This window comes from Hydrogenophaga sp. T66 (assembly GCF_057219855.1).
The window spans coordinates 1,431,667-1,452,267 of record NZ_JBXVVX010000001.1 but is presented as its reverse complement, the minus strand read 5'-3'; the positions used below and the strand labels follow the sequence as shown (position 1 = coordinate 1,452,267).

Below are 20,601 nucleotides of genomic sequence, written 5' to 3'. Positions count from 1 at the left end.
GCTTTTTTCGGGATGGTTCGCCCTGCGCGGAGCGAAATCGGGGTGTTGCGGTGCGATAATGTTGGGCTGCAATCATCACAAGGCAAACGGATCAGGGTCCGGCGGGGTATGTGCCTGCTCATGGCCACTGGTCTCAAGTCCCGATTCCGCCTCACAAGGGTCGGCGCAGGGGCACCCAAGGTTTTTCGTCAGAGAAATTCTCGAAAGGTTGATCATGGAAATCAGCAAGGCCGAACTGGCCTCGGCCGCTGCCGCCAACGTAGCCGTCCCCCAAGAACTCCGCGGTGCCGAAATCCTCGTCAAGGCCCTCCAGGCCGAAGGCGTGAAGTACGTCTGGGGCTACCCGGGCGGCGCGGTGCTGCACATCTACGACGCGTTCTACAAACAGGACACCATCCAGCACGTGCTGGTGCGCCACGAGCAGGCGGCGGTGCACGCCGCCGACGGCTACGCCCGGGCCACGGGCGATGTGGGCGTGGCCCTGGTCACGTCGGGTCCCGGCGTGACCAACGCGATCACCGGCATCGCCACGGCCTACATGGACAGCATCCCGATGGTGATCATCACCGGGCAGGTGCCCACGGCGGCGATCGGCCTGGATGCCTTCCAGGAGTGCGACACCGTCGGCATCACCCGCCCCATCGTCAAGCACAACTTCCTGGTGAAGGACGTGCGCGAGATGGCCACGGTGATGAAGAAAGCCTTCCACATCGCGCGCAGCGGTCGCCCCGGCCCGGTCGTGGTGGACGTGCCCAAGGACGTGTCCTTCAACAAGACCGCGTGGACCGGCTACCCGGACAGCGTGGAGATGCGTTCCTACAACCCGGTGCGCAAGGGCCACGGCGGCCAGATCCGCAAGGCGCTGCAGCTGCTGCTCAACGCCAAGCGTCCCTACATCTACACCGGCGGCGGCGTGCTGCTGGGCAACGCCACGGCCGAGCTCCGCGCGCTGGTGGATCTGCTCAACTACCCGGTCACCAACACGCTGATGGGTCTGGGCGCATTCCCCGCCACCGACCGCCGCTTTCTGGGCATGCTGGGCATGCACGGCACGATCGAGGCCAACAACGCCATGCAGAACTGCGACGTGCTGCTGGCCGTGGGGGCGCGTTTTGATGACCGCGTGATCGGCAATCCGAAGCACTTCGCCCAGAACGAACGCAAGATCATCCACATCGACATCGACCCGTCGAGCATCTCCAAGCGGGTCAAGGTGGATGTGCCGATCGTCGGCGATGTCAAGGATGTGCTGACCGAGCTGATCCACATGATCCGCGAGACCAGCACGCGCGCCGACGAAAAAGCCATGGCCGACTGGTGGAAGACCATCGAAGGCTGGCGGTCGCGGGATTGCCTCAAGTACGACCGCGGCAACAAGGACGTGATCAAGCCGCAGATGGTGGTCGAAACCCTGTGGAACATGACCAAGGACGTGGAGGCCTACATCACGTCCGACGTCGGCCAGCACCAGATGTGGGCCGCCCAGTTCTACAAGTTCGACGAGCCGCGCCGCTGGATCAATTCCGGTGGCCTGGGCACCATGGGCGTGGGCATCCCCTACGCCATGGGCATCAAGCTGGCCAAGCCGGACAGCGAGGTGTATTGCATCACCGGCGAGGGCTCGGTGCAGATGTGCATCCAGGAACTCTCCACCTGCCTGCAGTACAACACGCCGATCAAGGTCATCTCGCTCAACAACCGCTACCTCGGCATGGTGCGGCAGTGGCAGGAGATCGAATACTCCGGCCGCTACAGCCACAGCTACATGGACGCGCTGCCCAACTTCGTGAAGCTGGCCGAAGCCTATGGGCACGTCGGCATGCTCATTGAGCGACCCCAGGATGTGGAACCTGCGCTGCGCGAGGCCCGCAAGCTCAAGGACCGCACCGTGTTCATGGACTTCCGCACCGACCCGACCGAGAACGTCTTCCCGATGGTTCAGGCCGGCAAGGGCATCACCGAGATGCTGTTGGGCTCCGAAGACCTGTAAATCGTCCGGAGCGGCCCACGGGTCGCTCCTCACCCTTGGTCGAATCTATTGTCCGCCGAGCCTGACACTTACCGGTGTCGGGGGAGGGCGGCGAAAAGAGGAAACTGCACATGAAGCACATCATTGCCGTGCTGCTCGAGAACGAGCCCGGCGCACTCTCCCGGGTCGTGGGTCTGTTCTCCGCCCGCGGTTACAACATCGAATCCCTGACGGTCGCGCCGACCGAAGATTCTTCGCTGTCGCGCATGACGATCCAGACCACCGGGTCGGACGACGTCATCGAGCAGATCACCAAGCACCTGAACCGTCTCATTGAGGTGGTGAAGGTGGTGGACCTCACCGAGGGTGCCTACACCGAGCGCGAGCTCATGATGGTGAAGGTGCGCGCGGTGGGCAAGGAGCGCGAAGAGATGAAGCGCATGGCCGACATTTTCCGTGGCCGCATCATCGACGTGACTGAGAAGAGCTACACCATCGAGCTGACCGGGGATCAGGGCAAGAACGACGCCTTCCTGGAGGCGATCGACCGCAGCGCGATCTTGGAAACCGTGCGCACCGGCGCCAGCGGCATCGGCCGCGGCGAACGCATCCTGCGAGTGTGAGCCACCCCCGAAGCGCTTGCGGCGCCTCCCCCGTCTGGGGGCGCCACCGGCGGCCCGGTCACACCGGTGCCGCGGTGGCCCGCGACTCGGAGGTGGGTTGTCCGGCGTCGCAGGCGAATTCACCCGTGGTTTGATTTTTGTTTTTTTCTGGAGAGACTCATGAAGGTTTATTACGACAAAGACTGCGATCTGAGCCTGATCAAGGGCAAGACGGTGGCCATCATCGGTTACGGCAGCCAGGGCCACGCCCACGCCCAGAACCTCAACGACAGCGGCGTGAAGGTGGTGGTGGGCCTGCGCAAGGGCGGCGCCTCGTGGGACAAGGTGGGCAAGGCCGGCCTCACGGTCATGGAAGTCAACGACGCGGTCAAGGCCGCCGACGTGGTGATGATCCTGCTGCCGGACGAACAGATCGGCGACGTGTATCGCCACAACGTGGAACCCCACATCAAGCAGGGCGCTTCGCTGGCGTTCGCCCATGGCTTCAACGTGCACTACAACCAGGTCGTGCCGCGCGCCGATCTCGATGTGTGGATGGTCGCCCCCAAGGCGCCTGGCCATACCGTGCGCAACACCTACACCCAGGGTGGCGGTGTGCCCCACCTCGTCGCCGTGCACCAGGACCGTTCGGGCAAGGCCCGCGATCTGGCCCTGAGCTACGCGATGGCCAACGGCGGTGGCAAGGCCGGCATCATCGAGACCAGCTTCAAGGAAGAGACCGAGACCGACCTGTTCGGCGAACAGGCCGTGCTGTGCGGTGGCGCTGTCGAGCTGATCAAGATGGGCTACGAGACGCTGGTGGAAGCCGGCTACGCGCCCGAGATGGCGTACTTCGAGTGCCTGCACGAACTCAAACTCATCGTGGACCTGATCTACGAAGGCGGCATCGCCAACATGAACTACTCGATCTCCAACAACGCGGAGTTCGGCGAGTATGTGACCGGCCCTGAGGTGATCAACGAGCAGTCGCGCGCCGCCATGCGCAACGCCCTCAAGCGCATCCAGAACGGCGACTACGCCAAGATGTTCATTCAGGAAGGCCGCCTGAACTACCCGAGCATGACGGCTCGCCGTCGCAACACCGCTGATCACCAGATCGAGGTGGTGGGCGCTCAGCTGCGCGCCATGATGCCCTGGATCGCCAAGAACAAGCTGGTCGACCAGACCCGCAACTGATCGACGCCACCGATCGCGCGGAAGGCCACCTCGGTGGCCTTTCTTTTTGCCAGGCCCGGCATGGGCCTGCCGTACACTGCCCGCATGCACGACGGAACCGACACCCAGATTTCCCCGCCGGAGGCCCCGCGCCGCCCCAAGGGCATCTACTTTCTGCCCAACATGATCACGCTGGCCGCCTTGTTTGGCGGCTTCTACGCCATCGTGATGGCCATGAACGGGCGTTACGACCTCGCCACGGTGGGCATCTTTGCCGCGATGGTGCTCGACAGCCTCGATGGCCGCGTCGCCCGGCTGACCAACACCCAGAGCGCGTTCGGCGAGCAAATGGATTCGCTTTCGGACATGGTGTCGTTCGGGGCAGCGCCCGCGCTGATTGCCTACGAATGGACGCTGCGCGACCTGGGGCGGTGGGGATGGATCGCGGCTTTCGTCTATTGCGCGTGCGCCGCGCTGCGCCTGGCGCGCTTCAACGTGAACACGGGGGTCGTGGACAAGCGCTACTTCCAGGGCCTGCCGTCGCCCGCGGCGGCCGCGCTGGTGGCGGGGTTCATCTGGTTGATGCAGGAAACCGAAGTCCCGCCGCAGGACGTCACCTGGGTGATGTTCGCGCTGACCCTCTACGCCGGGCTGACCATGGTGACCAACGTGCCGTTCTACAGCTTCAAGGACCTGAGCCTGAAGAAGAGCGTGCCGTTCGCGGCGCTGGTGCTGGTGGCACTGGGTATTGCCGTGATCAACATCCACCCGCCCACGGTGTTGTTCCTGCTGTTTGTGGGCTACGGTCTGTCGGGCTACGGTGTGTACCTGTGGCGGAAATCCAAGGGGCGCCAGACCAGCGTGATCAGCACGTCCACCGACGAACCCGACGAGCGTGGTCTGCACGACTGAGCGGGGGATGGACCGATCGGCGCCATCGATTCTTCCAATGGTCTCGCCGCGTCGTTGTGATACATTGCCCAGCATGTTCCGCGCCACCGCCCTGCTACTACTGAGCGTCCTCCACGGGCAGCTTCACTAGCGCGCGAGCGTTTGACGTCAACGGCCCGTATGCACCCGCAGCGGGCCGTTTGTTTTGGAACTGTGGGTTTTTGCCGGGCGGCCAGCCGCCCCCACCGGAGCACGAGAGATGAGCGACAAACTGATCATTTTTGACACCACGTTGCGCGACGGCGAACAGTCGCCGGGCGCCTCCATGACGCGCGACGAAAAGCTGCGGATCGCCCGCCAGCTGGAGCGGCTGAAGGTGGACGTGATCGAAGCCGGTTTTGCCGCCAGCTCCAACGGGGACTTTGAATCGGTCAAGGCGATTGCCGATGTCATCAAGGATTCGACGGTGTGTTCGCTGGCACGAGCCAACGACCGCGACATTTCCCGCGCCGCCGAGGCGCTCAAAGGCGCCAACCGGGCCCGGATCCACACGTTCATCGCCACCAGCGCGCTGCACATGGAGAAGAAGCTGCGCATGACGCCAGAGCAGGTCTTGGAGCAGGCCAAACAGTCGGTGCGCTTTGCGCGCAACCTGGTCGCCGACATCGAGTTCAGCCCGGAAGACGGCTACCGCAGCGACATCGATTTCCTGTGCCGTGTGCTGGAAGCGGTGATCAAGGAAGGTGCGACCACGCTGAACATCCCGGACACGGTGGGTTACGCCGTGCCGGAGCTCTACGGCGAGTTCATCCGCACCCTGCGCGAGAAGATCCCGAACTCCGACCAAGCCATCTGGAGCGTGCACTGCCACAACGACCTCGGCATGGCCGTGGCGAACTCGCTGGCGGGCGTGAAGATCGGCGGCGCACGGCAGGTGGAGTGCACCATCAACGGCCTCGGCGAGCGGGCGGGCAACTGCTCTCTGGAAGAAATCGTCATGGCCGTGAAGACGCGCCGCGACTACTTTGGCCTGGACGTGGGCATCGACACGAGCCAGATCGTGCCGGCCAGCCGCATGGTCAGCCAGACGACCGGGTTTGTGGTGCAGCCCAACAAGGCCGTCGTCGGCGCCAACGCGTTTGCCCACGCGTCGGGCATTCACCAGGACGGCGTGCTCAAGGCGCGTGACACCTACGAAATCATGCGCGCTGAGGATGTGGGCTGGAGCGCGAACAAGATCGTGCTGGGCAAGCTGTCGGGGCGCAACGCCTTCAAACAGCGCCTGCAAGACCTGGGGATTGCCCTGGATTCCGAAACCGAGATCAATGCCGCGTTCGCCAAGTTCAAGGAATTGGCCGACCGCAAGGCGGAGATCTTTGACGAGGACATCCTCGCGCTGGTGAGCGACGACAGCGTGACCACCGAAAAAGAACAGTACGGGCTCGTGTCGCTGTCGCAGCGCAGCGAGACCGGCGAGCGCCCACACGCCAGCGTCGTGTTCACGGTCGATGGCAAAGAATTCCGCGGCGATGCCGACGGCAATGGGCCGGTGGACGCCTCCCTCAAGGCGATTGAGCAGCACGTCAAGAGCGGCGCGGAGTTGCTGCTGTACTCCGTCAACGCAATCACCACTGGCTCGACCGAAAGCCAGGGCGAAGTGACGGTGCGGTTGCAGCACGGTGGCCGCGTGGTCAATGGGGTGGGTGCCGATCCGGACATCGTGGTCGCGTCCGCCAAAGCCTACCTGAGCGCACTGAACAAGCTTCACAGCAAGGCCGACCGGGTGGCCGCGCAGGGTTAAATGACCAATAAAATCAAGTACTTGCGTCTGCTGGTCACCTGAAACGACGAATTGACACCAAATCTCACGTCTGTTCCACCGTTCACTTAAGACTGCGACGCAAGTTTTTGATATTGCTGCGATTTTCCGGAGTGCCTATACTGCGCGCCTAGTCGGTGTTGGCAGGAGTGGCGGAATGGCACAAACGGTGAGGTCGGGTCTGTGGCGGCGTTGGGTGGCAATGGCCGCGGCGTTGGCTTGTGCCGCGTCGGCCGCGCTGGTCGCCGCTCCCGCGGGCGCTGCGGAGAAGCGGGCGTCGGCCAAGAAACCCGTGGCCCAGAAAACCACCGCTGCGCCGAAGAAAAAGGCCACCACCGCCAAGGCCCCGGCGCGTGCCGGGAGCGCCCAGGCCAAGCGCCAGGTCGCGGCGCGCAGCAAGGCCAACACCCGGGTGAAGGCCACGATCCCTGCGGCCCGAAAGGGTGCGACGGCCAAAGCGCGGCCGGTGGTGGTTGTGGATCGACCCACGGTGGGGGAGAAGCTGGGTTTGGCCGCGGTGGCCGATCCGCTCGATCTCAGCAGCAACGTCGCGCTGGTGGTGGATCAATCCACCAACGAAATCCTGTTCAGCAAGAACGACCACGCGGTGCTGCCGATCGCGTCGCTAACCAAACTCATGACCGGCCTGGTGATCGCCGACGCGCACCTGGACATGAACGAGCCCATCACGATCACCCACGACGATATCGACACGCTCAAGGGCAGCCGTTCGCGTCTGGCCGTCGGCACCACGCTGAGCCGCGGCGAAATGATGCATCTGGCGCTCATGTCCAGCGAGAACCGCGCGGCGAACGCCCTGGGGCGGACCTTCCCGGGCGGCATGCGCGAATTCGTGCGGTTGATGAACGAGAAGGCCGCCGAACTGGGTATGCGGGACACGCGCTACGTCGAACCCACGGGGCTGTCCAGCGACAACCGGTCGAGTGCGCGCGACCTCGCCACGCTGGTGCAGGCGGCGTACGAGCGCCCCATCCTGCGCACCTTGTCCACCTCGCCCGGTCACGAAGTGGAGATCGGTCACCGCACACTGCAGTACAACAACTCCAACCGGCTGGTGAAGAGCCCCGAGTGGGACATTGGCCTGCAAAAAACGGGGTACATCTCCGAAGCCGGCCGTTGCCTGGTCATGCAGGCGCGGATCGCCGGGCGCCAGTTGATCCTGGTGTTCCTGGATGCGGCGGGCAAGATCAGCCGCCTGCAGGACGCTGAGCGTGTGCGTCGCTGGGTCGAGCTCAACGTGGAGCCGCGGGCGCCGGTGGCGCGTCCGCAGGGCTGAGTCCCCGGCCGGCCGGGCCGCGGCAGTGTGGCCTTAACTGCGGCCGGGTGGCTGCGGACAGCCCAGCGCGGCGGAGATGTCTGCGGCGGTGGCGCGCAGTTTGGGTAGCCAGCTCTCGTCGATGCGGTCGGCCGGCGCCGAAATCGACAAGCCCGCCACGAGTTTTCGCTGGTCGTCGTAAATGCCGGCGGCCATGCAGCGCACACCCAGTTCCAACTCTTCGTTGTCGCGGGCAATGCCCGCCTGCCGACATTGCGCAAGCTCACGCTCCAGCGCGGGCAGCTGGGTCAGGCTGTTGCGGGTGTTGCCGGCCAAACCGGTGCGGGTGGCGTAGGCACGGACCCGCTGCGGTTCGTCGTCGGCCAAAAAAAGCTTGCCCACCGAGGTCAGGTGCAGCGGCGCCCGCCCACCGATGGCGCGCACCACCTGCATGCCCGACCGCTCGCTGTACGCCCGCTCGACGTAGACGATTTCGTCGCCCTGGCGGACGCTGAGGTTCACCGGTTGCTGGATCAGCTTGTGGAGTTCGCGCATGGGCGCCAGCGCGGCATCGCGGACGCTCAGACGCGCCTTCACCAAGTTGCCCAACTCCAGCAGACGCATGCCCAGCCGGTAACTGCCGGCCTCGGGTCGATCGACAAAGCGCCCGATGGTGAGGTCGTTGAGGATGCGGTGGGCGGTGGAAGGGTGCAGACCGGTGCGCTCACTGATTTCCTTGAGCGACACCGGCTCTTCCTTGGACGCCAGCACCTCGAGCAAGGTGAACATGCGCTCGATCACCTGCACGGTGGGGGTGGCGGGGAGGGAGTCGGTTCGTTTCATCGTGGCCATGGGGTGGCCTTGATTTTACGAGGTGAAAACCGAAACCCGGTTCGTGGAAGCTACAGCCCGTCCTTCAGGCCGCGTCGCCGGGGCGCCAGGCCCCATCGATGAGCCGCTCGTTGGGCCGGAAAGCGGCCTTGTAGGCCATCTTGGCGCTGTCTTCGATCCAGTAGCCGAGGTAGACGTGGGGCAGCCCCAGTTGCCGGGCCTGCTCGATCTGCCAGAGGACACCATAGGTGCCGAAGCTCGCGCGGGGATCGGGATCGTAGAAGGTGTAGACCGCCGACAGGCCGTCGTTGAGGACATCCACGATCGACACCATGCGCAACCGCGGCGGCCCGCCCTGGGGGTCGGGCTCCAGAAATTCAACCAGCCGCGAGTTCACTCTGCTTTGCAGGAGGAACTGGGTGTATTGGTCGATGCTGTCCTGGTCCATGCCCCCACCGGCATGGCGGTGGTTCTGGTAGCGGAGATAGAGCTGGTAATGCTCTGGCAGGTAGCACAGCTTGAGCACCCGGGTGACAAGATGACTGTGCTGCCGCCAGCTGCGGCGCTGGCTGCGGTTGGGCTGGAATCGCGCCACCGGCACCCGCAGCGGCACGCAGGCTTGGCAGCCGTCGCAGTACGGTCGGTAGGTGAACATCCCGCTGCGCCGGAAGCCGTGGGTCACCAGGTCGGAGTAGGCGTCGTTGTGGATGAGGTGGCTGGGCGTGGCCACCTGTGAGCGCGCCTGCCGCCCGGGCAGGTAGCTGCAGGGGTAGGGCGCCGTGGCGTAGAACTGCAGCGCCTGGAGCGGGAGCTCTTTGAGCAGGGTCACGCGGTCGGGGGCACGATGGCTGGATGAAGCTCGGTCCAGTATAGGGGCTGCCATTCCCAGCGCGGTGCGTGTTGACGCAAAGCCAGGCGGACATGCCGGACAAAGTCCGCCCGGGGGATGGGCCGCGCGCCCATGTGGGCGAGGTGGGCCGTTTCCTGCTGGCAGTCGATGTGCGTCACGCCGGATCGCCGACACAGCGCGACCAGAGCGGCCAGCGCGATCTTGGATGCATCGGTCCGCCGGGCGAACATCGACTCACCAAACACCATGCCGCCCAGGTTGACGGCATAGAGCCCGCCTGCCAGTTCCCCGTCCATCCAGGCTTCGACGCTGTGCGCGAGACCGGCATCGTGCAGCCGGCTGTAGGCCTCCACCATCACCGGGAGGATCCAGGTGCCTTGCTGTCCGTCGCGCGGCGTGCTGGCACACAGGCGGATCACCCGGCGGAAATCGTGGTCCACGCGGATCTGCAGCCGGTCCGACGACAGCAGCGACTGGATCGTCTTGCGCAGCGACCGGTGCAGGCGGAAATCCTCCACCGCCAGCACCATGCGCGGGTCGGTGCTCCACCACAACACCGGCTGACCGGCGCTGAACCACGGGAAGATGCCCTGGCTGTAGGCCGCCGTCAGGGTGGGCACGTCCAACACGCCCCCGGCGGCCAGCAGCCCCGGCGCAGGTGAGTCCGGGCCCCAGGCGCGGTCGACCGGCGGAAAGGGGGCGCCGGGATCCAGCCAGGGCAGGCTCATGCGACCGCTCTGCGGTGCTGGCGCCAGTGATGGGTCAAGGCCAGGGCGAGCGCGAGGCCAATGCCATTGGCCAGGGCGTCCTGCCAGTCGCCCATTCGTTCACCCGAGGCGTGCTGCAGCACTTCGATGGTGATGCTCCACACCCAGGCGATCATCAGGACGAAGAGGTGGCGGTTGGGGTAGCCACACACGCCCAACACGCCGACCCCCAACCAAGCCAGCGCATGCTGGGCTTTGTCCCAAATGACGAGGCTGGCCTCGGGCAGGTCGCTGGCCGGCATCAGCGACAGCGCGGTGACCACGCCGCCCAGCACGAAGCACCCCACTGCGCCCGCACCGCTTCGAGACAGCCACGACAGAACCGTGTGTGTTGGATGCTTGATTAGTTCGAAGGAATTCATTTTTCAGCGCCGGAAGATCTGATTTTTCCGGTCGGACCGCTTTGTGTACCGGGCGTCGCCGTCCATCTGCCGTTGGACGCCGCTTGAAAACAATGTGACGACGTCGTGGTGCATCTGCGCCACACCGATTGTGCTCCGCCCCGACCTTGTACGGCCTGCCATGACCCCTCTTACCCCTGCGAAACGCGCTGGCGGCTTCACGCTGCTGGAGCTGATGATCACGGTTGCAATCATCGGGATTCTGGCCGCCGTTGCCTTGCCGTCCTATCGCAATTACGTTTTGAGGGCCCAGCTGGTAGACGCTACGACTGGACTTGCTAACTTCAGAGCCCAGATGGAAAAGCACTTCCAAGACAACCGCACTTACGCCACGGTTGGTGCCTTCACAACCCCTTGTGCTCGCGCCGATGGATCACGAACCATAGGGTCATTTACCGTCGCGTGCGTGGGGGTACCCGACCAAAACGGCTATGTCCTGAGTGCTGTCGGATCCGGATCAACGGCTGGTTTCGAATTCAGGGTGAACCAACAAGATGTGAGGGCTACGGTGGCTGCTCCCGCGGGGTGGAATACTTGTGCCAACCGATGGATTCTGCGGAGGGAGGATTCATGTTGAGACGTTGGCTGTCTCCACATGGGGCAGCTTCCCGTTGTTCGGGTTTCTCTCTGATAGAGGCGATGATCACCCTCACGGTCCTCGCTGTGATCTTGGTGTTGGGTGCGCCTTCACTGGTAAGCTGGACCAACAACGCTCGGGTCCGCACGGCCAGCCAAGGCTTGCAGGACGGTCTGCGTTTCGCTCAGGCCGAAGCGGTACGCAGGAACCGGACCGTGGAGTTTTTCCTGGTGGATGCCCAGCCGGCGCTCGCGTCGGTTTCCGCGGCGAACGGCCGCAACTGGGGCGTGCGCGCGTACCCGAACCCGCCGGCGGCACCCAACGAACTCATCAGGGTGGGTGTCGCCGCATCGAGCAACGACGAGGTGACCGTCACCGGTCCGCGTTCGGTTTGTTTCGGTCCCGCGGGCCAGCAGATCACGCTGGCCGCCATCAACTGCGCCGCAGCCGAGCAGCAATTCAACGTGTCATCCGCGCGTGCGGATCGACCTTTGCGGGTCGTCGTCTCGGTCGGGGGCCGGGTGCGGATGTGTGATCCTGCTCGGGCGCTGGCCGCCAACGTTCCGGAGGGATGCTGAACATGGTTCCTTCGATCTCGCCACAACGGGGAGCCGCTCAGCAGGGCGGGATCCTGATCGAGGTGCTGGTGGCCATCGTGGTCTTTTCGTTCGGGTTGCTGGGGCTGGTCGGCATGCAGGTGTCCGCCACGCAGTACGCGCTCGAGGCCGAAGACCGCGGACGCGCGGCCTTGTTTGCCGACGATCTGGCAGCCCAGATGCGCTTGTCCCGCTCGGTCTCGCTCAGTGTGGACCAGATTGATGACTGGACAGACCGCGTCCGGGGGGTCAATCCCCGCACCGGCGATCCCACCGGGTTGGGCTTGCCCAACGCCAACGTGGACGTGAATGCCGATCCGGCCGCCAACCGGGCGGTGATCACCATCACCTGGCGACATCCTTCACAAGCCGAAGGGGCGGAAAGCCGGCTGGTGACCGAGGTGGTGCTCTCGGCCGAGGAGGTGCTGTGATGAGATCGACCCGCCAGCGCGCGTTTGAACGGGGCGTCACGCTCATCGAGTTGATGGTGGGGCTGGTGATCGGCCTCATCGTTACCCTGGCGATCTTTGCTGTCCTCAATGCCAGCGAGGGGCGATCCAGGACGGCCACGTCGCTTAACGATTCTGCCCAGGCTGGCGCCTACTCAGCCTATGTGCTGGATCGGTACATCCGCAGCGCGGGTACCGGTTTCTCCGAGGGATGGACGCGAATTGGCAGTTGCCGGCTCAACGCCACCCTGCCGAGCGGGGCCGCACTGCCCCGTGTGAATGCCTTCCCCGCCCCGTTTGCGGGCGTCCCGCAGACCCTGCGACTCGCCCCCTTGATGATTTTTGAAGGCATTGGCGCCAACGGGGGCGACGTGGTGCTGGTCATGGGTGGAAGCTCGGGTTTTGCGGAGGTGCCGGTTCCGGTCAACCCGGGCGGTGCCTCGGCGGCCCAGCTCTTGCTGCGCAACACGATCGGTTTTAACTCGGCCGACCTTGTGATGGTCTCAGGCGCTGGCGAATGCCTGTTGTCACAGGTCGCGGCCGGCAAGGCGCCTTGCGCTGGCAATCCGGCAGCGGCTCCCAACACAACCTGCGGTTCTCAGCTGCAGTTGGGCGGCGCTTATTACGACGATGAGTTTCCCAACGCATCCCTGAACGCTTTGGCCGGCGTTCCGGATGTTCAGGTGTTCAACTTGGGGTCCCCCCTGACCAACCCGCCCACGTTTGCGCTGTTTGGCGTGGGCGACAACAGCGTGTTGTTCCGGATGGACCTGCTTGAGACGCAGGGGGTCCCGCCGGTGCCCATGGCCGAAGGTGTGCGGCGTCTGCACGCGGTGTATGGCATCGACACGAACGACGATGGGCGTCTGGACGCTTGGCAGCGCCCGGTCGCCGGCAGTGGCTGGGAGTCCGCGGCGCTGAACAACGGATCACAGGTGTCCGCCGACCGGCTTCGTCAGATCGTGGCGGTGCGGCTGGCGGTGGTCACGCGCTCGGATCTGGTCGAACGCGAACTGGAGCCGGGCGTCCCGGTGTCCCCGGCCAACCTTGAGCTGTTTTCCGATCTGCCGGCGGGCAACCAGGTCGTGATTGACCTCACGGCGGCTGGCGAAAACCGGAACCAGCGCCATCGAGTGATCGAATTGACCGTTCCCGTGCGCAACCACCTGCTGAGGACCCTATGAGACCGCTGCCTCGTCGCCGCCGACAGTCGGGCGTGGTGCTGCTGATTGCGTTGGTCGTTCTTGTGGTGTTGTTGATTTCGTCGACCGCCCTGATCCGGTCGTTTGACGTCAGTCTCAACAGCGCGGGCAACCTCGCCTTCAAGCGCGACCTGGCCCAGCAGAGTGAACTGGCCGCCGAGCAAGCCCTCGCCCGGTTCCGCCCCGCTGGCGATTTCGCCACGGCCGCATCGCGAGCCAACTCCAACGACGCCTTGTTCTACAGCGCCACCGTGCTGCCCACCAATCCGTCGGGCATTCCGCTGGTGCTGCTGGCCGAGCCGCGGCCCGCCAACGTGGCACAGATCGCGGGGCAGGGCGGTGTCACGATTCGCTACATCGTCGACCGCCTGTGCTCAGAGCCTGGCGATGACGGCGCGCTCGGTGGCGACCGATGCGTGCTGGGCGCCACCGTTCAGATTTCGGGTGGCAGCGGATCGGACTGGCTTCGCGCGGAACGGGGCAGCGGTGTGGCCGCCGGTGGTGCCGGCGCTGGCCTGGCTGGAGCGCTGGCGCAACCCGTCATGTATCGCATCAGCGTGCGGGTCGACGGACCGCGCAACTCCCAGAGTTTCTTCCAGACCACCTTCGCCTGCTGCGGCACGTGATTTCGCGTTTCCACAGGGAGCACAACATGTTCGACTCACTCCGCCATCGCCGCCCCTGGCTGAGCGCCGCCCTCGGTATTCCGCTGGCCATCGCCGCATGGCAGGCCGAAGCCACCACGCCGCTGTCCAACACGCCGATCTTCTCCACGACCAACGTTCCCGGCAACCTGGCGCTCACCCTGTCGGTGGAATGGCCCACGCTGCAGCGGACGGCCCACACCGGCCTCACGTACGCTCCCGCGACCACCTACCTCGGCTACTTTGATCCGAACAAGTGCTATCTCTACCGGTACTTTGCGACCGAGGTCGGCGACGATCTCAGTCACTTTTACCCGGAATCGGTGCAGCCCACGCGACAGTGCACCGGCAACGCCTGGAGCGGCAACTTCCTGAACTGGGCAACGACCCCGACGATCGACCCCTTTCGGTGGGCCATGACCGGCGGTTTCCGGGTGGTCGACACCCCGACCACCACCATCCTGCAAAAGGCCCGCAACACAGGTCAGGGCGGATTGGGCATTTCGCTGGACAAAACGCTGGGGACCACCGCGCTGGTGCAGGGCGCCACGCCGTTTGGGACTGCGGCCATGGTGACGCGGGTCAACGGGCTCGGCATTCGCATGCGCTTCGCGCTGACCACCGCCGTGCTGGACGCTCCCGTCACCCTGACGGCTTACAACGGCACGCAGACCACGATCGGTGTCACGCAGGCCTACGAGGTCCAGATGCGGGTGCGCGTGTGCGACTCGGCGGTGGGCGTGGAGTCCAATTGCCGCCAGTACGGCACGAACTGGAAGCCCGAAGGCCTGATTCAGCGCTATGCCAACCGCATTCGCTACAGCGCTTTCGGATACCTCAACGACCCGGCGATGCTGCGCGATGGTGGCGTGCTGCGGGCCCAACAGAAATTCGTGGGTCCGCGCCAACCTGTGCCGGGTGAACCGGACCAGGACAACAATTTCCGCGAGTGGGATCCCGTCACGGGCGTTTTTGTGCGCAACCCCGATGCAGCCGACGCGACCGCCACGACCAACGCGTTCACCCCGTCTACGCCGGTTGAGGACAGCGGTGTCATCAACTATGTCAACAAGTTCGGGCAACTCAACAACAACAACTACAAGGATTTCGACCCGGTCAGCGAGCTCTATTACACGGCGCTGCGCTACTACAAGAACCAGGGAAACGTGCCCGAGTACACGGCCATGACCGGGGCTACCCAGGCCAACCGCACCCGCTTTCTGGACGGCTTCCCGGTGATCACCAATTGGCGCGATCCGATCCTTTATTCCTGCCAGCGGAACTTCATTCTCGGCATCGGTGACGTCAACACCCACCGTGACAAAAACCTGCCGGGCGCGACGGGCACGGTCGATGAGCCGACCAAGCCGGCGGCTGTGGCCAACGACAACACGGTGGATACCGTCCGCTACACCAACCGCGCGTTCAACATCCAAGGCCTGGGCAACCCGAACATCAACAACTACAGCGGCCGCAACAACTCGGCGGGCATGGTGGGCATGGCCTTCTACGCCAACACGGTGGACATCCGCCCGGACGACACGTCGCAGCCCCAGACCATTGGCAAGCAAACCATCCAGACCTTCTGGGTGGACGTGCTGGAGAACCCGTTTGTCACCAACAACCAGTTCTATCTGGCGGCGAAGTACGGTGGCTTCACCGTGCCCGACGCGTTCAACCCGCTGACCTGGACCGGACCGCTGCCCGTGGAATGGTGGAGCACCTCCGGGCAGACCGTTGGCACGCAGCAGCGGCCGGACAACTACTTCACCGCCGGCCAACCGGACGCCATGGTGGCGTCGCTGACACAGGCGTTCGAGCGCATCACCGCGGCGCTGGAGGCGTTCACCACCTCGTTTTCCACCTCCCTGCCTCAGGTGGCCGAATCCGGCAACGCCAGCTACAGCGCCCTGTACGACCCCAACGACTGGAGCGGTGAAATCATCGCGTCCGAGCTGTCGTTCAACAGCTTCGGCGAGCCGCAGCTCTCGGAACGTTGGCGCGCCACCAGCCGCTTGGCCAGCCAGCTTGCCGGCACTGGTTGGGACACGGCACGCCGCGTCGTCACGTTTAACGGTTCCCAGGGGGTCCCGTTCCGGTTCACGGCCACACCGTCGGCCACGACGATGACCGCCGCGCAGCTCGCCAACCTCGACACCCCGCACGACGATCCGAACCTGGCCGATCGCCAGAACTTCATCAACTATGTGCGCGGCGATCGCACCCATGAACGTTCTTCCACCGTCGTGGGCAGCACGCGCGCCTACCGCACGCGCACCCAATTGCTCGGTGACATCGTGGGTTCACGCGCCCGTCCGGTCGGCCCCCCCGCGTTGCCTTTGTCGGATGCGACCAACCCAGGCTACGGTGCGTTCAAGATTGCTTATCGCAATCGCCCAACCATGGTCTACGTCGGTGCGAACGACGGCATGATGCACGCCTTCAATGGCTCTCTCTCGGGTACCGACTCCGGCCGCGAGCTGTTTGCCTACATCCCCAGCCGGGTGATCAGCGGCGTGACCGCACCGGCCGCCGACGGCCTGGCCTACCTCGGCGGCGTGATCGGCGGCAACGCCCACCGCTACCTGGTGAACGCCACGCCGAACGTGTTTGACGTCGACTTTGGCCGCACCTGGACCGGCACGGAGATCGGTACCGCCACCAACTGGCGCTCTTTGCTGATTGGTGGGCTGGGCAAGGGCGGACGCGGCTACTACGCGATCGACGTGACCGACCCCGCATCGATCACCACCGAGGCGATTGCCGCCGGCCGCGTGCTGTGGGAATTCCCGAACGCTGCCGACAACGACGCGCTCAACATCGGATTCACGTTTGGTGACCCGATCGTCGTGAAGACCCGCAAATACGGTTGGACAGTGATCTTCCCGTCGGGCTACAACTCCACCGGCGCGGGCGGCGCTGTTCAGGGCGGCGGCTATCTCTACCTCGTCAACCCCACCAACGGCCGCCTGCTTGAGCGCATCGCCACTGGCGAAGGCTCGGCAACGGCCGACGCCGGTCTCGCCCACATCAACGCCTACATCAACGACCTCTCCGACGGCTACGCGGACGCGGTGTACGGCGGTGATTTGTTGGGCAACCTGTGGCGCTTTGACCTGACGGCCGCCACCGGGCCGCTGCCGGCGCCGGTTCGGCTCGCTCGCTTCGTTCATCCCACCGACGGTGCCCAGCCGATCACGACCAAGCCCATGATCGAGATCAGCCCGCGCGACCGCAGCCGCTACGTGCTGGTGGGAACTGGCCGCTTGCTCGACAGCACCGACATCGGCTCCAACCAGATGCAGACCTTCTATTCGATTCGCGATGGCAACGCGATCCGTCCCAACGCCTCCAGCGATCTGCCGCCGGGCGTGGGCTTCCCCATCGAGCGCAACGAACTGCAGGCGAACACCAACGTGTTGACCGGCGTGACGCTGAGCGCCACCAGCACCACCATGGGGTGGTACTTTGATCTGGGCAAGAACAGCACGAACACGGTGGCATGGCGGCAAACCGCGGAGAGCACCTCCTTCTTCGGCACGGTGGCGTTTGCCCCAACGCTGCCCACCTCCGACGCCTGCAACCCGTCGGGCGTCAGCCGGATCTACAGCGTCGACATCGCCAGCGGGACCACCAAGCTGATTTCGGGCACCTCGTTGTCAGCCTTCCTCGCCGGCGGTGAGGGCGTCATCACCGACCTGCGGTTCCTGAGTGTCGGTGGGCGCATCCGCCTGATCGCGGGCAGTGATCAGGGCCGGCTCCAGCGCGTGCTTGGCGAATTCGGCACGAACCTGGGCCTTCGCCGCAAGAACTGGCGGGAGCTGACGCTCGCGAACTGACACTGCACCGAACCCCGCCCGAGAGACCGCACTTCGCCCGGCGGTGCGGTCTTTGTCTTTGGGGGTCGGTGGGACGCGGGCCCTTGCCCCCGCAAGCGCTTTTTCTGGAAACTGAGCAGCGATCCAGACACAAAAAAGGCCCTTGCATCGCTGCAAGGGCCTTGTGTTTTTTGGCTCCCCGACCTGGACTCGAACCAGGGACCTGCGGATTAACAGTCCGTCGCTCTACCGACTGAGCTATCAGGGAACAGACCAAGATTATAGCGTCATTTTTGACCTGTTTTCAAGGTGCGAGGCGTCGTATTCAGAAGGCGGTTTCGAAGGCGACCCGCAAGGTCCGGGGGGCACCGGGGAACAGGTAGATGTGGTCGTACTGGAAGGGCGCTTCGGCGAAGTAGCGGCGGTCGAACACGTTGTTCAGTCCCACGGTCCAGCTGGCCGGCTGGCCCTGGAAACGGATCTCGCGGCGCAGGCTCACATCCACGCGCGTCCAGGATCCGAGCTCGAGCTGGTTGTCGGGGGTGATGGCGCGGCGGCCTTCGTGCGACAGGTGCGCTCCCACGGTCGCGCCCGGCAGGGCAGCGAGGCGATAGCCGAGGTTGGCCCGCAGGACCCATTGCGGCACGTTGGTGGGCCGTTTGCCGGTCAGTGCCGGGTTGCTGATCACACCGCGGCGCTCCGCGTCGATCCAGGTGAGGCTGCTGTCGGCGCTCCAGGCGCCGACGGTTCGGCCGTAGCCCAGTTCGAGCCCGCGGTGGCGGGCATCGCCATCGATGATCCGGGTGCAGGTGGCCGCAGCGCCGCAGGCGCCAATGTCACCGGCCACGGGGCGCGTGGTGTTGAACCACGTGATTTGCCAGCGTGCTTGCGCGGTCTCTGACTTCAGCCCGATCTCCCACTGCCGGCTTTTGAGTGCTGGCAGCGGTTCGCCCTGGTTGGTGTAGCGTGCGCGACCGGGAGCGACCTCCGATTCGATGCCCTGGCCCCAGCTGGCGTACGCGGTGCGGGCTCCGTCGAGCTTCACGGTGGCCGCGATCCACGGCGTGGTGAACCGGGCCTCGTAGTCGGTGGCGCGCGAGCCGTCGGTGCGGATGCTTTGACGGTCGATGCGCGTGTGGCGCAAACCCAGCCAGGTCTGCCACGCTTCGTTCCAGCGGATGACGTCGGTCACGAACAGCTCGGTGCTGCGCTCCGTGCGGTTGGTGAAGGGATCCCCGAAGACGGGCACTGGTGCAAAGCCGGGCAGGGTGATGATGTTGCCGGTGCCGGCCGCCGCGTTGTTGTCGGCTTGCGGCTGGCCGCGCAGGGTGAAGCGGCTCACGAGCACGCCAGTGGTCAGGCGGTGCTGAAGCGCGCCGGTGTTGAATTGACCGTTGAGTTTCCACTGGGCCGCCTGTGTGCTGCGGCGCTCGCCGAGGCTGCGGAAGTCGTAGAGGTCGAAATCGCCGTTGGGGCAGTAGCGGTCGGCGTAGTAAATGCCCGATCCGGCGTCGAAGCAGCCGAACGGGTAGGCCAGGAAATCGTCGGTGCGCAGGCGCTGGGTGCCGAGCTGGGCCTGCCAGTTCCAGTCGCGGTTGATGGCCTGGGTGAAGCGCAGGCTGCCGCTGGCGTTGCGGAAGTCGACCGGTTGTGACCAGGGCTGGGTGTTGATGTTCAAGCGCGGGTCGGCCGGCGGCAGCGCATCGCCCAGCAGGCTGAGGCCCGGCACGGACGCCTGGCGGCGGCGCGACACCTCAAATTCGCCTTCCAGCAGGCTGTCCGCGGACAGTCGTGCGTCCATCGCCACCGCCAACAGGTGGCGCTTGCCCTCTGTACCGGCCGCCGCGGTGTTCAGGCGCTCAGCCGCCACGTTCACGCGGTAACCGACCGTGCCGTCACCCAGCCGTCCGCCCACGTCAAGATGGCCGAGCAGGTTGCCGTCGCTGGTGAGCTCGGTGCGGAACTGGCGCAGCGGGGTCGCGCCAGGGCGCTTGACCACCGCGTTGAACAGGCCGCCAGGCGCGCTCGTGCCGGCCTGGATGCCGCTGGTGCCTTTGAGCAGTTCGACGCGCTCGAGGTGGTCCAGCGGCAGGCTGGTTTCGGCGCTGATGGGCAGGCCTTCGCGGCGGAAGTTGTAGGTGTTGTCGATGACGAAGCCGCGCACGCTGGCGTAGTCGTAGTAGCCCGCGGCGTTGTAGGCATCGGTGACCGAGGCGTCGAGGCGGTACAGGTCTTTGAGGCGGCGCGCGCCGGTGTCGGCGATGGCGTTGCTGTCGATGACGGTCGCGCTGAATGGGCTGGTGGCCAGCGGCTGGTCGCCGAAGCCGCTGACGTCGGCGACCGGCGCGGCGGTGGCGCCGCTGACAGTGACGGCGGGCAGGGTGGCGTTGTCGGCGAGGGCCACGCTGGCGTTGCCCAGGCAGGCGAGGGCGACGGCGAGGGCCACGCGGTGGCGGCGCGGAAGGAAGGCGGAGGAGCGGTGGTGAAGGTGGGCCATGGTGTGGGTCCGGATGGACATTGCATGGCAGGGCACAGGCAGCCCGGGGCGACCGCGGACGCGGTCAGGCTGCGTTGCTTCCCTGCGCGAGGATTACCTCAATCAGGTTCAAAGGGACTGTCTCAGTCGCGGCCTGTGACGGCCGCAACACCCCCAGCGGAGTTGTTTTCCGGAGAAAACGGGCGTGATTGTAACGACGGGTTGTAGCGGCGGGTGCCGAAGGCCTGGTTTCGCCG

The 20,601-nt window shown here is 65.2% G+C and carries 17 protein-coding genes, 1 tRNA gene and 1 riboswitch; of the genes, 12 read left to right on the top strand and 6 right to left on the bottom strand.

Annotated elements, in window-relative coordinates; all coding sequences use genetic code 11:
- Positions 1 to 214 precede the first annotated feature (214 nt).
- The 6 genes from AC2D80_RS06720 (at position 215) to AC2D80_RS06695 (ending at position 7,754) form a co-directional block, all read left to right on the top strand.
- Positions 215 to 1,990 carry an acetolactate synthase 3 catalytic subunit gene (locus AC2D80_RS06720; RefSeq protein ID WP_484632198.1) on the top strand — a complete coding sequence of 592 codons (1,776 nt, stop codon included), beginning with the start codon at positions 215 to 217 and terminating at the stop codon, positions 1,988 to 1,990.
- Positions 1,991 to 2,100: 110 nt separating this feature from the next.
- Positions 2,101 to 2,592 (top strand): acetolactate synthase small subunit, encoded by a 492-nt coding sequence (ilvN, locus tag AC2D80_RS06715; protein ID WP_484632197.1) that lies wholly within the window; start codon positions 2,101 to 2,103, stop codon positions 2,590 to 2,592.
- A 159-nt stretch (positions 2,593 to 2,751) separates the two neighbouring features.
- Complete coding sequence (gene ilvC, locus AC2D80_RS06710) at positions 2,752 to 3,768, top strand: ketol-acid reductoisomerase (protein WP_484632196.1); 1,017 nt, start codon at positions 2,752 to 2,754, stop codon at positions 3,766 to 3,768.
- An 84-nt stretch (positions 3,769 to 3,852) separates the two neighbouring features.
- On the top strand, positions 3,853 to 4,659 hold the full coding sequence (gene pssA, locus AC2D80_RS06705; RefSeq protein ID WP_484632195.1) for a CDP-diacylglycerol--serine O-phosphatidyltransferase: 807 nt from the start codon (positions 3,853 to 3,855) through the stop codon (positions 4,657 to 4,659).
- A 238-nt stretch (positions 4,660 to 4,897) separates the two neighbouring features.
- Positions 4,898 to 6,439, top strand: a complete 1,542-nt coding sequence (locus AC2D80_RS06700) for a 2-isopropylmalate synthase (protein ID WP_484632194.1) — start codon at positions 4,898 to 4,900, stop codon at positions 6,437 to 6,439.
- 220 nt (positions 6,440 to 6,659) lie between these two features.
- Positions 6,660 to 7,754 carry a serine hydrolase gene (locus AC2D80_RS06695; RefSeq protein ID WP_484632653.1) on the top strand — a complete coding sequence of 365 codons (1,095 nt, stop codon included), beginning with the start codon at positions 6,660 to 6,662 and terminating at the stop codon, positions 7,752 to 7,754.
- A gap of 33 nt (positions 7,755 to 7,787) precedes the next feature.
- On the opposite strand, the gene AC2D80_RS06690 is transcribed toward AC2D80_RS06695, so the two are convergent.
- The 4 genes from AC2D80_RS06690 to AC2D80_RS06675 form a co-directional block, all read right to left on the bottom strand.
- Positions 7,788 to 8,576, bottom strand: coding sequence for an IclR family transcriptional regulator (locus tag AC2D80_RS06690; RefSeq protein ID WP_484632193.1), 789 nt, complete (start codon positions 8,574 to 8,576; stop codon positions 7,788 to 7,790).
- 73 nt (positions 8,577 to 8,649) lie between these two features.
- Complete coding sequence (locus AC2D80_RS06685; protein ID WP_484632192.1) at positions 8,650 to 9,393, bottom strand: arginyltransferase; 744 nt, start codon at positions 9,391 to 9,393, stop codon at positions 8,650 to 8,652.
- On the bottom strand, positions 9,390 to 10,142 hold the full coding sequence (gene aat / locus AC2D80_RS06680; RefSeq protein ID WP_484632191.1) for a leucyl/phenylalanyl-tRNA--protein transferase: 753 nt from the start codon (positions 10,140 to 10,142) through the stop codon (positions 9,390 to 9,392). Before aat ends, AC2D80_RS06685 begins: the two co-directional genes overlap by 4 nt.
- The gene (locus AC2D80_RS06675; protein WP_484632190.1) at positions 10,139 to 10,543 is read right to left on the bottom strand and encodes a VanZ family protein; all 405 of its coding nucleotides are present in this window, start codon (positions 10,541 to 10,543) and stop codon (positions 10,139 to 10,141) included. The genes aat and AC2D80_RS06675 overlap by 4 nt, the downstream gene beginning before the upstream one ends.
- A 160-nt stretch (positions 10,544 to 10,703) precedes the next feature.
- Between AC2D80_RS06675 and AC2D80_RS06670 the strand changes: the two genes are divergently transcribed.
- Genes AC2D80_RS06670 through AC2D80_RS06645 form a run of 6 tightly spaced genes read left to right on the top strand, consistent with a single transcriptional unit; the run spans position 10,704 to position 17,889 of the window.
- Positions 10,704 to 11,159, top strand: coding sequence for a type IV pilin protein (locus AC2D80_RS06670; protein ID WP_484632189.1), 456 nt, complete (start codon positions 10,704 to 10,706; stop codon positions 11,157 to 11,159).
- Positions 11,129 to 11,737, top strand: a complete 609-nt coding sequence (locus tag AC2D80_RS06665; RefSeq protein ID WP_484632188.1) for a GspH/FimT family pseudopilin — start codon at positions 11,129 to 11,131, stop codon at positions 11,735 to 11,737. Before AC2D80_RS06670 ends, AC2D80_RS06665 begins: the two co-directional genes overlap by 31 nt.
- A 2-nt stretch (positions 11,738 to 11,739) precedes the next feature.
- A complete protein-coding gene (locus AC2D80_RS06660) occupies positions 11,740 to 12,186 on the top strand; it encodes a type IV pilus modification PilV family protein (protein WP_484632187.1) in 447 nt (148 codons plus the stop codon).
- Positions 12,186 to 13,388 carry a PilW family protein gene (locus tag AC2D80_RS06655; protein ID WP_484632186.1) on the top strand — a complete coding sequence of 401 codons (1,203 nt, stop codon included), beginning with the start codon at positions 12,186 to 12,188 and terminating at the stop codon, positions 13,386 to 13,388. The genes AC2D80_RS06660 and AC2D80_RS06655 overlap by 1 nt, the downstream gene beginning before the upstream one ends.
- The gene (locus AC2D80_RS06650; protein WP_484632185.1) at positions 13,385 to 14,032 is read left to right on the top strand and encodes a hypothetical protein; all 648 of its coding nucleotides are present in this window, start codon (positions 13,385 to 13,387) and stop codon (positions 14,030 to 14,032) included. The genes AC2D80_RS06655 and AC2D80_RS06650 overlap by 4 nt, the downstream gene beginning before the upstream one ends.
- Before the next feature lie 26 nt (positions 14,033 to 14,058).
- Positions 14,059 to 17,889 carry a pilus assembly protein gene (locus AC2D80_RS06645; RefSeq protein WP_484632184.1) on the top strand — a complete coding sequence of 1,277 codons (3,831 nt, stop codon included), beginning with the start codon at positions 14,059 to 14,061 and terminating at the stop codon, positions 17,887 to 17,889.
- Between the two features lie 171 nt (positions 17,890 to 18,060).
- Here the strand turns inward: AC2D80_RS06645 and AC2D80_RS06640 are convergent.
- A tRNA-Asn gene (locus AC2D80_RS06640) sits at positions 18,061 to 18,136 on the bottom strand.
- A 57-nt stretch (positions 18,137 to 18,193) separates the two neighbouring features.
- A complete protein-coding gene (locus AC2D80_RS06635; protein WP_484632183.1) occupies positions 18,194 to 20,365 on the bottom strand; it encodes a TonB-dependent siderophore receptor in 2,172 nt (723 codons plus the stop codon).
- A 62-nt stretch (positions 20,366 to 20,427) separates the two neighbouring features.
- Positions 20,428 to 20,530, bottom strand: a riboswitch (TPP riboswitch).
- Positions 20,531 to 20,601: the final 71 nt, after the last annotated feature.

What these genes read in the sequence shown, in the direction of transcription:
- AC2D80_RS06645 (WP_484632184.1), top strand. Translation starts at nt 14,059, where the DNA reads ATGTTCGACTCACTCCGCCATCGCCGCCCCTGGCTGAGCGCCGCCCTC.
- ilvN (WP_484632197.1), top strand. Translation starts at nt 2,101, where the DNA reads ATGAAGCACATCATTGCCGTGCTGCTCGAGAACGAGCCCGGCGCACTC.
- AC2D80_RS06670 (WP_484632189.1), top strand. Translation starts at nt 10,704, where the DNA reads ATGACCCCTCTTACCCCTGCGAAACGCGCTGGCGGCTTCACGCTGCTG.
- AC2D80_RS06720 (WP_484632198.1), top strand. Translation starts at nt 215, where the DNA reads ATGGAAATCAGCAAGGCCGAACTGGCCTCGGCCGCTGCCGCCAACGTA.
- AC2D80_RS06635 (WP_484632183.1), bottom strand. Translation starts at nt 20,365, where the DNA reads ATGGCCCACCTTCACCACCGCTCCTCCGCCTTCCTTCCGCGCCGCCAC.
- AC2D80_RS06695 (WP_484632653.1), top strand. Translation starts at nt 6,660, where the DNA reads ATGGCCGCGGCGTTGGCTTGTGCCGCGTCGGCCGCGCTGGTCGCCGCT.
- AC2D80_RS06655 (WP_484632186.1), top strand. Translation starts at nt 12,186, where the DNA reads ATGAGATCGACCCGCCAGCGCGCGTTTGAACGGGGCGTCACGCTCATC.
- aat (WP_484632191.1), bottom strand. Translation starts at nt 10,142, where the DNA reads ATGAGCCTGCCCTGGCTGGATCCCGGCGCCCCCTTTCCGCCGGTCGAC.
- ilvC (WP_484632196.1), top strand. Translation starts at nt 2,752, where the DNA reads ATGAAGGTTTATTACGACAAAGACTGCGATCTGAGCCTGATCAAGGGC.
- AC2D80_RS06665 (WP_484632188.1), top strand. Translation starts at nt 11,129, where the DNA reads ATGGATTCTGCGGAGGGAGGATTCATGTTGAGACGTTGGCTGTCTCCA.
- pssA (WP_484632195.1), top strand. Translation starts at nt 3,853, where the DNA reads ATGCACGACGGAACCGACACCCAGATTTCCCCGCCGGAGGCCCCGCGC.
- AC2D80_RS06675 (WP_484632190.1), bottom strand. Translation starts at nt 10,543, where the DNA reads ATGAATTCCTTCGAACTAATCAAGCATCCAACACACACGGTTCTGTCG.
- AC2D80_RS06700 (WP_484632194.1), top strand. Translation starts at nt 4,898, where the DNA reads ATGAGCGACAAACTGATCATTTTTGACACCACGTTGCGCGACGGCGAA.
- AC2D80_RS06690 (WP_484632193.1), bottom strand. Translation starts at nt 8,576, where the DNA reads ATGAAACGAACCGACTCCCTCCCCGCCACCCCCACCGTGCAGGTGATC.
- AC2D80_RS06660 (WP_484632187.1), top strand. Translation starts at nt 11,740, where the DNA reads ATGGTTCCTTCGATCTCGCCACAACGGGGAGCCGCTCAGCAGGGCGGG.
- AC2D80_RS06650 (WP_484632185.1), top strand. Translation starts at nt 13,385, where the DNA reads ATGAGACCGCTGCCTCGTCGCCGCCGACAGTCGGGCGTGGTGCTGCTG.